11 protein-coding genes are annotated in these 14,279 nt (G+C 61.3%); 5 read left to right on the top strand and 6 right to left on the bottom strand.

The features are described from left to right. Positions 1 to 106 precede the first annotated feature (106 nt). Positions 107 to 2,239 carry an acid phosphatase gene (acpA, locus tag IEX57_RS02255; protein WP_188701898.1) on the bottom strand — a complete coding sequence of 711 codons (2,133 nt, stop codon included), beginning with the start codon at positions 2,237 to 2,239 and terminating at the stop codon, positions 107 to 109. Between the two features lie 232 nt (positions 2,240 to 2,471). On the opposite strand from acpA, the gene IEX57_RS02250 reads away from it, so the two are divergent. The 3 genes from IEX57_RS02250 (at position 2,472) to IEX57_RS02240 (ending at position 5,854) form a co-directional block, all read left to right on the top strand. Then, complete coding sequence (locus IEX57_RS02250; protein WP_188701897.1) at positions 2,472 to 3,830, top strand: cytochrome-c peroxidase; 1,359 nt, start codon at positions 2,472 to 2,474, stop codon at positions 3,828 to 3,830. A 278-nt stretch (positions 3,831 to 4,108) separates the two neighbouring features. After that, positions 4,109 to 4,534 carry an ANTAR domain-containing response regulator gene (locus IEX57_RS02245; RefSeq protein ID WP_188701896.1) on the top strand — a complete coding sequence of 142 codons (426 nt, stop codon included), beginning with the start codon at positions 4,109 to 4,111 and terminating at the stop codon, positions 4,532 to 4,534. A 141-nt stretch (positions 4,535 to 4,675) separates the two neighbouring features. Continuing rightward, positions 4,676 to 5,854 carry a CmpA/NrtA family ABC transporter substrate-binding protein gene (locus IEX57_RS02240; RefSeq protein WP_188701895.1) on the top strand — a complete coding sequence of 393 codons (1,179 nt, stop codon included), beginning with the start codon at positions 4,676 to 4,678 and terminating at the stop codon, positions 5,852 to 5,854. Here the strand turns inward: IEX57_RS02240 and IEX57_RS02235 are convergent, their stop codons facing one another. From IEX57_RS02235 to IEX57_RS02225, 3 genes are all read right to left on the bottom strand, one after another. Beyond that, positions 5,855 to 6,850 carry a 2-hydroxyacid dehydrogenase gene (locus IEX57_RS02235; RefSeq protein WP_188701894.1) on the bottom strand — a complete coding sequence of 332 codons (996 nt, stop codon included), beginning with the start codon at positions 6,848 to 6,850 and terminating at the stop codon, positions 5,855 to 5,857. A 100-nt stretch (positions 6,851 to 6,950) separates the two neighbouring features. Then, complete coding sequence (locus IEX57_RS02230; RefSeq protein WP_188701893.1) at positions 6,951 to 7,874, bottom strand: 2-hydroxyacid dehydrogenase; 924 nt, start codon at positions 7,872 to 7,874, stop codon at positions 6,951 to 6,953. 153 nt (positions 7,875 to 8,027) lie between these two features. Further along, positions 8,028 to 10,625 (bottom strand): hypothetical protein, encoded by a 2,598-nt coding sequence (locus IEX57_RS02225; protein ID WP_188701891.1) that lies wholly within the window; start codon positions 10,623 to 10,625, stop codon positions 8,028 to 8,030. A 356-nt stretch (positions 10,626 to 10,981) separates the two neighbouring features. On the opposite strand from IEX57_RS02225, the gene IEX57_RS02220 reads away from it, so the two are divergent. Beyond that, the gene (locus IEX57_RS02220; RefSeq protein ID WP_229708613.1) at positions 10,982 to 11,674 is read left to right on the top strand and encodes a PadR family transcriptional regulator; all 693 of its coding nucleotides are present in this window, start codon (positions 10,982 to 10,984) and stop codon (positions 11,672 to 11,674) included. 68 nt (positions 11,675 to 11,742) lie between these two features. Here IEX57_RS02220 and IEX57_RS02215 read toward each other — a convergent pair whose 3' ends face one another. Then, complete coding sequence (locus IEX57_RS02215) at positions 11,743 to 12,051, bottom strand: DUF1272 domain-containing protein (RefSeq protein WP_188701890.1); 309 nt, start codon at positions 12,049 to 12,051, stop codon at positions 11,743 to 11,745. A gap of 156 nt (positions 12,052 to 12,207) precedes the next feature. Between IEX57_RS02215 and IEX57_RS02210 the strand changes: the two genes are divergently transcribed. After that, complete coding sequence (locus tag IEX57_RS02210) at positions 12,208 to 13,194, top strand: GlxA family transcriptional regulator (RefSeq protein ID WP_188701888.1); 987 nt, start codon at positions 12,208 to 12,210, stop codon at positions 13,192 to 13,194. Positions 13,195 to 13,487: 293 nt separating this feature from the next. Here IEX57_RS02210 and IEX57_RS02205 read toward each other — a convergent pair whose 3' ends face one another. Then, on the bottom strand, positions 13,488 to 14,252 hold the full coding sequence (locus IEX57_RS02205) for an SDR family oxidoreductase (protein WP_188701886.1): 765 nt from the start codon (positions 14,250 to 14,252) through the stop codon (positions 13,488 to 13,490). Positions 14,253 to 14,279 lie beyond the last annotated feature (27 nt).

The following is a 14,279-nucleotide window of genomic DNA, read 5'->3' as shown; positions in this document are numbered from 1 at the left end:
TGAATCGGCAAATCACAACAATAGCAGCGCAATGCGCGCTGGTGCAGGTGCCCTGAATAAAAAAAAGCGGGCCCGCAGGCCCGCCTTGTTCACCAGATGTCAGTGATTACTGCTTTTGCGTGAAGTCCAGCGCGTTGGAGAGGTCACCCATCGGCTTGCTGCCGTTGGCGATCAGCGCGGTATCGCGATCCTTCAGACCTTGCAGTTCCGGCAGACCGTAACGGTTGGTCAGGAAACGCAGGATGGACGCGGTGTCGTACTGGGTGTGATCCACGTAGCCCTTCTTGGCAAACGGCGACACGATGATCGCCGGGATACGGGTACCCGGGCCCCAACGGTCAGCCTTGGGCACTTGCGCGTGGTCATAGAAGCCACCGTTTTCGTCATAAGTCACGACGATCAGCATGTTCTTCCATTGCGGCGAGTTTTGCAGCGTGGTGATCAGATCAGCAATGTGCTGGTCGCCATCAGTCACGTTGGCGTAGCCGTTGTGCTGGTTCAGGTTACCTTGCGGCTTGTAGAACGACACGGCAGGCAGCGTACCGGCGTTGGCATCGGCCACAAAGCGGCTGTCGAAGTCACGCAGGTGTTCTGCACGCTCAGCGGCGCCGGTCGCGGTACCCGGATCAAAGCGCTGGAAGTAGTTGAACGGATGATGGTGGAACTGGAAGTTCGGCGTCGGCGAACCGAAGGAACGCGAACCTTGCGCAGCAGCCAGCGTGGTGTTCCATGCGCCGGCATACCAGGCCCAGGTCACGCCCTTCTTGGTCAGCAGGTCACCGATGTTGGTCTGGGTCTGTACCGGCAGGGTGTTGGCCTTGCTCGGGTCAGCATACAGCTTGGCGGTATCGGTGCTGGCCGGGGCGTTGCTGGACGGCTGGTACGGCGGCTGCATGGTGTTGACTGCGTAGAACATGCCGTTCTTGTCTTTCGGCGTGATGTTGCCATCAGCCTGGTAGGTAGCGGCGGCGCTCAGTACGGACGAAGCCGCGGTCGAAGCCGGCGTCAGACGCACGAAGTTGCCATTGGCATCGGTATCGACGGCCGAGATGGTCGGCTTGGCCGCTGCGGTGTCTGCGTTCGGGTAGGTCGGTGCGCAAGCGCAGATCAGGTACTGGTGGTTCAGGAAGGAACCGCCAAACGCGCCCTGGAAGAAGTTGTCGGCCAGCACGTAGTTTTTGGCGACGTTCCACATCTTCATCTTGCTACCGTCGAAGTAACCCATGGTCAGGGCACCGGCGTCGGTATAGGCGGCGTACTTGTCGTTCTTGCCACCGTTGATCTGCATCTGGTTTTCATAGAAGCGGTGAACCAGATCGCGCGTGATCACAGACTGGCTGATCACGGTACCGGTGCCTTGCACGCCAGCCGGATCATCCACCTGGAACATGGTGTTGGCCCAGCCCGTGGCTTGCGCCTGGGTCACGGTGACCGATTGACCGGAAGCGGTCAGACCACCCCAGACCGGCGGCAGGGTCGGCAGTTCGCTGCCGTCAAAATCAAGCTGTTTGGCGATGGAACCCGTAGCAGTCGGGTTCTTGCCCGGAATGCCGTTGGCGCCCGGGAACAGGCCGTACAGGTTATCAAAGCCGCGGTTTTCGGCGTAGATCACGACCACGGTCTTGATCTGGTCCAGCGACAGTTCGGTATTAAGCGCGGCAATCGGGTCAGTACCGGTGGCCACTGCATTGGCGATCAGCGGCAGAACGCGATCGGTTTCTGCTTGCAGCAGCGCCTTAATGCTGGCGTCGGTTTCCTTGTTGTGGTCTTCAACCAGCTTTTCGCCAGACACACCGAGGCGAGCGGCCAGCGTCGTAGCGGCGGCCTTCAGATCGCCCCCGTTCTGGCTCATCAGGGCGACGAGTTCGGTGCTGATGGCAGACAGTACGTTCACGCCAGACGGCGCACGGAACAGCAGCGCGCTGGTCACCGGGGTTGCGGTGCCGGTGGTCGGATCGTAACGGGTGGCGTCGGTGCCAATCTCTGCGATCACGGTACCCTGGCCATTCACGGTATATGCACCGTTGTCGTCGGTATAGGCAAACGGCTCGCCGGTATCGCACTTGCCGTTGTTATTGGTATCGACACACACCTTGGCGTGGCGGAAATAGCTGCCGACCACAACACCGGAGCTGGTTTTGGCTGATGTGACCGCGTTGTCACCACCCCCGCCGCCACAGGCGGTCAGGGCAGAAAGTACGGCGACGGCGGCGGGCAATTGAATTAATGCGCGCTTCATTTTTTGTAAATCTCCTGAAAGAAGAGCGCGCATTATGCGTATCGCAATGTTTCAGCTTGATTAGACATATATTGCAGCGTCGCTAAACATTTTTTGTACCCCGCCCGCTTTACACAAAGTTGTCACCGATCCGTAATGATGGCGACTTAGACTCCCTGCCTGTTTGAGAACCGTTCGCAATCGGCGCTCTGACCCACCTACACATACAAACAAGTCAACCGCAGGGCTGTCCATGTTCAGCAAATTCAGTCTTCCCCCCATCCGGCCACGGCGCAGCAGGCTGCAATACCCGCTGTTTGTGGTGGCCGCCGTGTTCACACTGGGTACGCTTTATGGCTGCAAGGACAGCGTGGCCAGCCAGACTGCGGCTGCCAGACCCGCCGCCGCATCACAACCGGCCTGGAAAAAAGCCGATTACGCCCCCACGCTGAAAACGCAGCCCAAAGTGGCGGACATGGCCGCGCTGGGCAAACTGATGTTTTACGATGTATCGCTCTCGGGCTCGGGCAAGGTGTCTTGCGCCACCTGTCACAGCGCGGATCACGCCTATGGCCCGCCCAACAACCTGCCTGTACAAATGGGCGGCAAGGATGGCAACCTGGCCGGTACGCGCGCAGTACCGTCACTGCGTTACCTGCAGACCGTGCCGAACTTCTCTGAACACTTCTTTGATGACGACGGCGACGACAGCGTCGATGCCGGCCCCACCGGCGGTCACAACTGGGATGGCCGCGCCCGCAACGTGCATGAGCAGGCGCGTATTCCCTTGCTGGCTGTCAATGAAATGGCCAATGCCTCGCCGGCCGATGTCGCCGCCAAAGTGGCCAGAGCCCCTTACGCCGGCCAGTTCAAAAAGGTCTTCGGCGACGATATCTTCAATGACCCGGAAAACGCCTTCAAATGGGCGACCATGGCGCTGGAAATCTTCCAGGAAACGCCAACTGAGTTTTACCCCTACAGCAGCAAATACGACGCTTTCCTGCGCCATCAGATCAAACTCAGCCCGCAGGAAATGCGCGGCCTGCAAGTGTTCAACGACGAAGACAAGGGCAATTGCGCCAGCTGCCACATCAGCGCAGTCACCGAAAACGGCGCCTTCCCCAACTTCAGCGACTTTGGCCTGATCGCGCTGGGGGTGCCGCGCAACATGAAGATCCCCGCCAACGCCGACGCGGCTCATTTTGATATGGGCGCCTGCGGCCCGGACCGGACCGATCTGAAAGGCCGTGGCGAGTTCTGCGGTTTGTTCCGCACGCCGTCGCTGCGTAACGTCGCTACCCGCAAGGTGTTCATGCATAACGGCGAGTTCACCAGCCTGGAACAGGTGGTGCGCTTTTATAACGAGCGCGACACCAATCCGGGCAAGTGGTATCCGCGTGGCAAGGATGGCAAGGTCATCACCCACAACGATCTGCCGGACCAGTACAAGGACAACCTGAACCAGGACCCGCCGTTCGGGCGCAAGCCAGGCCAGAAACCGGCCATGAGCGAAGTCGATATCCGCGACGTGGTCGCCTTCATGAAAACCCTGACCGATGGCTACACCGACCCGGTGCAAGCAGGCGGCAAACTGAAGACGGCACACAAATAAACCACACTGCCGTCTGGCCCGGCCAGATGGCAAATCCGGTGGCGCCAGCCGGCAAGATGCGGCCAGGCGCCATTTTTTTGCCGGTTATCGGGCTTGCCGGCCCGCTGGCGCCCCCAAACGGCGCAGCGTGCGCCATAAAGGGGCAAGAAGCCCTGTCAGGTGTTTTACTGATCAGCAAATTGCCTTACTTATCAACACCATCCAGCTTATGTTGCAATGCCACATAGCCGGCATGCTTCTTGCATTTGCCTGATTGTCCCTTTGATGAAGCCAAAGCCATGCTACGTATTCTCCTGGTTACCGATACAGAGAAAGCACTGGGCGAGCTACGCCAGTCCTTGGGTAAACGCGGCCACACGCTGCTGCCCGATGCGGCCACCGCCCCGGCCCTCGCCCGCCTTGTAGAAGGTCAGTCACCTGATCTGGTGCTGGTCGATGCCGACTCGCCCTTGCGCGATACGCTGGAGCAGATGGCGGTGATGAACCGCAATGCGCCGCGCACCGTGCACATGAGCGAGTCCGACGCCGACATGCGCCTGCTGGAAGCAGCGCAGGATCTGGGTGTATCCGTCTACGGTTCACACAACGCCACCACGGCCGCCATTGCGCCGGTGCTGGCCTTGATCGTGGCCCGTCTGACCGCGCGCCCGGCGGTGCATCTGATGACCAGCACCGAGCGCGTGTTGCAGGCCGGCGCGCGCTGACCCGACAGCACCGACAGTACGACTGGCATAAAGCGGCGCATACAATCAGCAACACTGACGTAGCAGAATGACCTTTTGACCAGGCACCACCAAGAACACCGTGTTGCAAACCCGCTTTGAACCGCCCCGCATAGGCCCACCATGCCAGCCACTGTCAGCGCCAGTCGTCTGACGCCGTCTTCTACCCGCATGCATCTGCGCCTGGGCTATGTGGCCCAGGCAGAATGCGCCCCGCTGGTCGTTGCCCAGCGCCTGCGGCTGGGCGAGCAATACGGCATTACGCTGGAATTGTGCCGCCAGCCCTCCTGGTCTGCCCTGCGCGACAAATTGCTCAGCGGCGAGCTGGATGCTGCGCAAATGCTGCATGGCATGGCCTATGGCATCCAGTTAGGACTGGGTGGCCAGCGCGCCGACATGGCTGTGCTGATGACGCTCAGCCAGAACGGCCAGGCGATCACGCTTTCCAACGCGCTGGCCGAGGCCGTCACCAGCGGCGGTTCGCTACGCATGAAGCTGGCAGATACTCCGCGCCGGCGCGTGTTCGCGCATACTTTTCCTACCGGCACCCACGCACTCTGGCTGTTTTACTGGCTGGCCGCCCAGGGTATTCATCCGCTGAACGATGTGCGCAGCGTCACCATTCCGCCGACGCAAATGGCTGAGTCGCTGGCCAAAGGCGAGCTGGATGGCTATTGCGCGGGCGAGCCCTGGAGCACGCTGGCCAGCAACGCCCACCACGGCGTGACTGTGGTCACCAGCAGTGAAATCTGGCCGGATCACCCGGAAAAAGCGCTGGTCTGCCGGCTTGATTTTGCCCAGCGCCACCCGGACGCCGCCCGCGCCCTGATCCGCACTCTGTTGCAAGCATGCCAGTGGCTGGATGACCCGGCATTGCGTCCGCAGGCCGCGCCGTGGCTGGCCATGCCAGAGGTCATCAACCAGCCGGAACATCTGATCCTGGCGCGCTTGCTGGGCGACTACGGCAACGCCCCCTTGCGCAAACCGGCGCGGCCTATCCGCTTTTTTGGCGGTGGCCAGGTCAACTACCCGTGGTTGTCAGACGGTTTGTGGTTTCTGTCGCAATTCAAGCGCTGGGGCATGACGCAAGAACCGGCCAGCAACGTGACGGTGGTCAAGGCCGTCAACCAGATCGCCCTCTATGCCGAAGCCGCCAGCGATCTGGGTGTGCCGGTGCCGGCCGACCCGTTCCGCACCAGTATCCTGATGGATGGCCAGCCGTGGACCGGCATCAACCCGGAAGGCTACGCCAGCTCGTTCTCGGTACGTGAACGCAGCCCGGTGACCGGGCCTGGCGCCTGATCAACCGGCGCGGCTACGCTCCAGCACAACCGGGTTCACTGCGTTTTTCAGATCAGGATTGCCCGCCAGCGCGCGCAACAGGTTCTGCGCGGCACTGACCGCCATGGCGTGACGCGTCTCGACCGTGGCCGAGCCAATGTGCGGCAAGGCGACCACATTGGGTAGCTGCAGCAGCGGGTTGTCAGCGGGCGTCGGCTCGGTTTCAAAGACATCCAGCCCGGCCCCGGCCAGATGCCCGGCCTTGAGCGCAGCGGCCAGCGCGGCTTCATCCACAATCCCGCCGCGAGCAATGTTCACCAGCACGGCGTTGGGCTTCATGCTGGCAATCTGTTCTGCGCCAATCAGGTTGCGGGTTTGCGGCGTCAGCGGCACGGTGACGCAGACAAAGTCAGACTGCGTCAGCAGTTCTTGCAGATCACACTGGCGCGCGCCAAATGCTTGTTCAGCCTGCCGGTTGGGCGTGCGCTTGGTGTACAGCACGCGCATGCCAAAACCCAACGCGCCACGACGCGCCACTTCAGCGCCAATGCTGCCCATGCCGATAATGCCCAGCGTCTTGCCTTGCACATCGACGCCGAAGTGATCGAGCCCCACCACTTTTTGCCACTGCCCCTGGCGCACCCAGCCGTCCAGTTCCACCACCCGCCGCGCCACGGCCAGCATCAGCGCCAGCGCGGTGTCGGCGGTGGTGCCGGCCAGCGCGCCCGAGGTATTGAACAGCGCGACATTGCGGGCGGTCAGGTCGTCTACCTTGATGGTGTCGTAGCCGGCAGAGATCGTCGACACCACCCGCAATTGTGGGGCATGCGCCAGGAAATCCGCGTCGATCTTCATGCCGGCGCCGATCATGCCCTGGGCATCGGCCAGCGCCCCATGAAACGCCACCAGATCCGCTTTGGCCCGCGGCGCGTCGAACCGCCGCACGCTGCAGCGCGCTTCAAGCTGCTGCAACACATCTTCAGGAACCGGGCTGGCAAGCACGACGACGGGTTTCATATGGCACTCCTGTGAAATCAGCGGGATGGATTGCGCAGTGCGCTGGTTTTATCTGCAGTTTGTTTCAAACGAAATTATCACAAAGCATTGCGGGGCGTCATCAATACGCGCGTTGCCGATCCACCCGCCCCGCCACATCCTCGCCGCGCTGCAACGCCTTGATGCGTGCGGCTATCTGCGCCACGGATGGATCAACCAGCGTATTGGCCGCAACATGCGGGGTGACAAACACCGCCGGGTGCTGCCAGATGCGGTGGCTGGCGGGCAGCGGTTCCTGCGGGAAAACATCCAGCTGCGCGCCCTGCAAATGGCCGTTGTCCAGCAGCGCCAGCATGGCATCCAGATCAATCAGCTCGCCCCGCCCGGCGTTGATGATGGCCGCGCCCGCCGGCAACTGCGTCAGGCGCGTTTCATCCAGCAAGTTGCGCGTTTCAGGCGTGGCCGGCAGCAAACAGACCAGCACATCGGTCTCCCGCAACAAATCATCCAGTTGGGCCAGGCCGTGCACGCACGGGATGCCATCGATCACCTTGGGCGTGCGGCTCCAGCCCGTCACCGGGTAGCCCAGCCGCACCAGCGCCTGCGCCACCTGGGTGCCCAGTTCGCCCATGCCCAGCACGCTGATGCGCACTTCAGAAGCCGCCCGTTGCGGCAAGGCTTGCCACAGCGCCTGCCGTTGCTGGCGCAGATAGCCATCCATATTGCGCTGGAAGCGCAGCACGCCAAACAGCACGTACTCGATCATCTGCTGCGCCATGCCGGCATCGGTCAGGCGGTAAAGCTGCACGTGCGGGGGCAGATCAGGCCGCTGCAAAAAGCGGTCTATGCCGGCGCCCAGGGCGAACACATGGGCCAGATTGGCAAAGCGCGCAAACAAGCCCTCAGGCGGGCGCCAGGTAATGAGCGTGGTGACGGCGACGTCATCCACCGGTTGCGGGAAGGCGGCGATGTCTTGCCCGGGCAGCGCCTGGCGAAACCGGTTCAGCCAGACGTCACCGTCGGCAGGGGTATGGATATAAATCATGGCGGGAAAAGAAGTCAGGACGGGTGACAGACAATACAAACACTATGCCATGCTCATCAGGCGCGGGCGAAAAAAAGCCCGCACCTGGGTGCGGGCCTCAAGATGACGCCCTGTTGCCAGGGCGAACCAGGATTACAAGTCATCCATCCCCTGCTAGCGGAAGCGGCGAAAGCCGCCCATATGCCCCTGAAAACCGCCGCCATAGCTGCCACGGTCAAAGCTGCGGAAATTCTGGGCCCGCCCTGCATTCTGGTGCTGCATATGCTCACCCGCACCCTGTACATTCTGACGGGTGGCGCCGGACAGATTGCCGCCTTGCGCGCCGGGGGTGGCGCCACTGCGATCAATCGTGCGCTCGGTGCCGCGCTGGCGCGCCAGTTGATCAGTGGTTACGCCGGATTCAGCCGGCGGCTTGGGGACATTCTTGAACTGGCCATCCGGCTGCACTTGCTGCCAGCCCTGACCTTGCTGATAGCGATACACATTGCCATCCTTGCCGGCGTACACATTGCCCCCCGCGTTCACCACGCCACCATGGGTCACCTGCCCGGTACTGGCGTCGTAATGCACGTAGCCCTTGCCGCTGACATCGCCACCGGCGCCTTTGCTGTTAAAGCCGCCTGCCGCCGTCGCGCCCTGATCAGTACGCGTGGTGACGCCCGCGCTGTTGGTCACCCGGCCAGTATTGGTGTTGACCGAGGTATTGTGCCCGCCGGCAATGGCATTACCGGTGTTGGGGTTGTAGGCCGCGCCACCCTGCCCGGCCACGGCGCGCCCGGTTTCGGGGTTATAACGCACGCCGCCGGCCACGCCAGAGGTCACGCCGGTGTACTGGTTGTAGTTGCGGGCGGCATAACCATAACCGTGCCCGCCGGTGGCCTCGTTATAAAAACTGCCGCGCACACCGGTACCGCTGTTGCCGGTCCACGGGTTATACCAGTCAGCCCGCACGCCCTGCGCCACCGTATTGCCCCAGCGGCCATAGACATTACCCACCGCAACGGACGGTCCCCAATACCAGGGATACGGGCCGTACCAGCCATACCAGGGGCCCCAGTACGGGCCATACCAGGCTGATGCCCAGGCCCAGCCGGCGACAAACCCGAAAGTCCAGCCGGCATAGGCGTCATAGCCAAACGCCACGTTGTAGCCGTAGGTGGCCGGGCAGGCGTACCAGACATCCCCGACCCAGGCGTTGCACGGGTAACCTGTGCCATAAACCACTACGCCATTGGTCACCACGGTGCCGTAGTAACCGGGCGTGTAACCCACATAGACCACGGTATCGGTATGACCGTACACATGCACGTAGGTCACATAATGCAGCGGCGAATTGGCTGGGATGGTGTAAATCACCGGTGGCACCAGCGTGGCCACCGCCCACGGGCCAAGCGGCGACGCTGAACTGAACCAGACCCCGTTCTGCACCGCGTAATACTGGGTTGCGGCCACCTGGATGACCGGCGTGGCCGTATTCCAGGCATAGTTCAGCACCGTGCCTTCAATCTGTTTGAACTGCGGCTGGTTGCCGTCGTAATGCACCGTCAGGCTGGCCTGGCTGACCTGCACCGTCGCCGTTTGCGGGATGGAGTTGGCAATGAGCGACTCGCGCGCTTCCGGCGTGCCGGGAATCGACGCCAGCACCGCACTCTTGGGGCTGTCAGAGGGGATTCTGGCAAAGTCCGCCGGCAGCTTGTCGCCCGGCACATACGCCCACGGGCCCTTGGTCGAAGCCGCACTGAACCAGCGGCCAGACAACAACACATACCAGGTGTTGTCTGCCTGCGCATCTACAAACACATCGCCCGCGGTATTCACCACATAAGACAGATTGGTGCCCGCCAGCGGTGCAAACTGCGGTTCGCCATCGACCATGATCAATTCGGCCGGGCCGGTCGAGGTATAAATGGCCGGATACTTGCCCGCCGCCAGCGCTTTTTTCATTTCGTCGCTGGGCTTGTCCATCACATCCACCTGTTTGGCGGCGACCGCGTCTTGCATGGCCTTATCCAGCCCGGACGGCACAACGCTGGTTTGCGTCCACGGCCCGGCCAGCGCTGCGGCTTTCATCCATTTGCCGGCAAAGCGCAGATACCAGGTGCCGTCATCAATCAGCAGCAAAGAGCGCGTATTGATCACCCGGCTGACGCCGGATGCAGAGGTCGGCTTGACTGCGGGCGAGCCATCCACCAGCACCAGCAAGGCTGGCTCGAACGAGAAAATGATCTGCGGCGGATCATTGTTGACTGCCTGGCTGGCTTGCGCGGCATCCGCATGGTTGATCGCCAGCGTGGCCTCCAGTTGATCCAGGCTGGCCACAAACGGTTTTTGCGGCAATGCCTTGCGTGCCAGCGCCAGGTAATGGCTCTGGTTGGCGGTATCAGTCGGGAAATTCACCTTGTCCAGCGTCACGCTGCGCAGGGTCACCGTGCGCGCTTGCTTGTCGGTTTCGGTCCGCGCGGTAAACCAGCCCACGCCATAGGCCAGGATGTCCTGCTTTTTGCCGTCTTTGGTGGTGGCCGTACCTTTTTTGACCGAGATCGCCAGCCGCCCTTGCAGCGTATCGCCGCTCCAGCTATCCAGTTGTGGCTGGTAGAAGGTGACCGGCGTGCCATCGACCGTGAAATGGTGCGGCCAGGGCGCGCTGGACGACGTATTGCCGGTACTGCTGCCAGCTGCCTGCGCCGGCGCAACAACTGCAAACAACATTACAAAGAAGAGCACAACATATCGCCATGAGTTCTGGAGCATGTCCCATCCTTTTGGGAAAGATTGTTCCGGATAAACAGCCCTGCGGGGGTGGGCTGCAGACGCTGCTTTTTGCAGGTGCATAGCACTGGTTTTAGTGCATGCGGCCGCAGCGCACCAGGCGGGTGGCATAACCCGGGGATTTTTGACGGATAAAAAGCGGCCCGGCCAGGATGGCTGACGCGGTGAAACCAGGAACGCATCCGCCCCCTCACCCCGCCGTTTGTCGATCACGGACTTGACTTGGTGTTTCGTAAAATATATCTTAAGACACATATCGTAAGATATAAAACAGCGGCACAAAGAGGCTGCTGGACCAACAAAACACAATAATCAGCAATATCTACAAAGGAACAACCATGCGACACTTTTTTGACAAGCTGCGTGAACGCCACGCCCACCATCACGAATGCCGTGAAGAAATGATGATGCATATGATCGGCCGCCGCGGTCATGGTCATGGCCGTGGTTTTGGCCGCTTTGGCGGCGCCGATGACGAAGGCGGCGGCCGCGATTTTCGCGCCGGGCGCAAGCTCTCTTCCGGCGATCTGCAACTGATCATCCTCAGCCTGCTGCAGGAAAAACCCTGCCATGGCTACGAAGTGATCAAGGCGCTGGAAGAACGCACCAACGGTTTTTATGCCCCCAGCCCGGGCATGGTCTACCCGGCCCTGACCTGGCTGGAAGAAGTCGGCCAGGCCAGCGTGGTGCAGGACGGCAACAAAAAGCAGTACCACATCACCGATGAAGGCCGCGCCTGGCTGGCAGAAAACCGTGACCGGGTCGACGCCATTCTGGATCGCCTGACGGCCATTGGTGACAAGATGGACCGCATCCGCGAAGTGTTCGGTGAAAAACTGGACCGCCACGCCAACCGTTTTGGCATGAGCGTGGAAGACGACGGCGGCCGCTTCGTCAAGGAACTGAATCAGGCCCGCAACGCCCTCAGAAACGCCATCCGCGCCCATGCTGGTGCGAGTGACGATGAGCAGCGCCGCATTGCCGCCATCCTGGCCGAAGCCGCACGCCAGATCGAAGCCGGCGGCAAGTAAACCGCCCCGCTTCACCCTGAAAAAAAGTCACCCTTGCGGTGGCTTTTTTCTTTTCAGATGGCCCGGGCTTAGCGCTGCTCCGGCGCAACGCCGGCAATCTCGGCCGCAAACACGGCGTGCACGGCCGGGTCCACCGGCTGGTAACGGCGCACGGTGCTGGCCGGATCATTGCCCAGATAATTGCTGTCTTTCCAGTTGCGAGCCGGGCGCACCGGTCTTGCGGTAAACCCGCCGCCACAATTGGGGCAGACATTGTGCAGCACCGTGGCGACGCAATGGGCACAGAAAGTGCATTCGTAAGAGCAGATTTGCGCATCCGTCGCGTCTGGCGGCAAGGGCTTGTCGCAATGTTCACAGCTGGGTCTGAGTTCAAGCATGGCGGGCTCCGCAGTGATCAAGGAAAAAAAGTTGCCATACTAATCATTTATTTTTATCCATATAAATGGCTATATCTGTCAGATATGGAAAAATTCATGCCACGTATCTACAGATAACCAGGCTAGTATCAAAACTTCATTTCCAGATGCCTGCCCATGCGACGCGTCATCTTTGTCATCCCGCCTCAGGTGCATTTGCTGGACCTGGCTGGCCCCGCGCAAATTCTGGCGACAGTGCCGGAAATGGGCATCGCCCCGTTGTCGCTACGCTATAGCGGCGCGGATCGGGATTGCGCCAGTTTTCAGGGGCTGGGCCTGGGGCCGCTACAGCCTTTGCCAGAGCAGGTTCAGGCGGGCGATACCATCATGGTAATTGGCAGCAAACAGGGCCCGGACAGCCTTGAGCGGGTTGCAGGCGCACCCATTGTGCGCTGGCTGCGCAACGTGGTCGGCCCGGCGCTACCCGGCGTGCAGTTGGCCAGCGTCTGCACCGGCGCGTTTTTCCTGGGCGCGGCCGGTTTGCTGGATAGCCGCAATTGCACCACCCACCATGCCCATCAAGCCCGCCTGCAGCGGCTCTACCCCAAGGCGCGGGTGCTGGCTGAACGCATGCTGGTCCAGGACGGGCCGCTTCTCACCAGCGCGGGGGTTTCAGCCGGGATCGACCTCGCCCTGCAATGGCTGGCCCACGAGTTTGGCGCCGCAGTGGCCATTCAGGTAGCGCGCGACAATCTGGTGCCTTTTCGCCGGCTGGAAAAAGACCCGGCGCTGCAGACCCAATTGCAGTACCGCAACCACCATGACGCTCTGGTGCATCAGGTGCAGGATTTCCTCTCCGGGCAGCCCGCTTTTGATCAACCCTATGAACTGCTGGCCCGCCGTTTTGCCATCAGCTACCGTCATCTGGCCCGCTTGTTCCAGTACGCCTGTGGCGTGCCGCTAAAGCACTATCACCAGCAATTGCGGCTTGATCTGGCACGCCACCTGTTGCGGGACAGCCAGTGGCCGGTTGAACGCGTGGCCGAGCACTGCGGCTTTGCCAGCCCGCAGGCATTTCGCGCGGCCTGGCGTCAGGTGGAATCACTGGCGCCCTCGGTCTGGCGGCAAAATGTGGCGCAACGCGAAAGAACGGCCGACCGGTAACAATGCCAATACGCCCAGGCCGGTTGCTGGACATGTCAAAATAGCGGCTATGGTTTGCAAGAACCGCAAGCCAGCCCTCTCACTCACAGGTCTACCGCCATGCTGTCGTTGGCTTTCATCTGCCGCATCATCGCCCTGCTCGTCTGGCTGGAAGGCTTGTCGTTTGCCACTGTGCGCTGTGATCCGCGCTTTCTGGGCAAGACGCCACCCCAGCCGTAACGGCCATGCCTGTCCGTATATAAACAAACGGCCCGGAGATCATCCGGGCCGTTTGTTTGGGGCTTCACTGCGTGTTACGTGCGGTTGATCGACAAACCACCGTCAATCAGCGACGCCGTGCCAGAGACAAAGCTGGAATCGTCCGAGGCGAAATACAGCACCGAACGGGCCAGTTCTTCTGGCTTGGCCACGCGCTTGAGCGCATGCAGTTGCGTCACAAACGCGGTTTTTTCCGGGTTGTCATTCATCTCGCGGTACATGTCGGTATCCACCGCGCCCGGCAAGATGGCGTTGACACGGATATTGCTCGGGCCATATTCGGCCGCCAGGGTCTGGGTCAGACCAATCAGGCCGGATTTGCTGGCCGCATAGGCCGCCACGCCCGGGAATGCCGCGCTGTAACCCACAAAGGTGGAAGTAAAGATCACCGAACCACCACCGTTTTTCAGCATCTGCGCGATCTGGTACTTGGCACCAAGGAACGACCCGGTCAGGTTGATCGCCACTGCATCGGCAAAGCCGGCGGCGCTCACGCCGGTGCTCGGGCCTGCTTCGCCCAGGGTGCCGGCGTTGTTGAACGCGATATCCAGTCGGCCAAAAGCTTCTACTGCAGTTGCGACCAGCGCTTTGGCGTAGTCTTCCGAGCGTACATCGCCAGCCAGGCTGACGGCTTCACCCCCAGCGGCGCGGATTTCTGCGACCAGTCTGGCCAGTTCATCTTCCCGGCGAGCGCCGATGACCACTTTGGCGCCTTCAGCGGCGAACAGCTTTGCGGTTTCGCGACCAATACCAGAGCTTGCGCCGACGATCAGTGCCACTTTGTTTTGCAAACGTCCCATGATGTTTCTCCTTGCGTGCGTTTTCAG

It is taken from the genome of Silvimonas iriomotensis (genome assembly GCF_014645535.1).
GTDB classification, from domain to species: Bacteria; Pseudomonadota; Gammaproteobacteria; order Burkholderiales; family Chitinibacteraceae; genus Silvimonas; species Silvimonas iriomotensis.
Note: the sequence above shows the minus strand (reverse complement) of the source record. Positions and strands in the feature narration are given on the sequence as shown.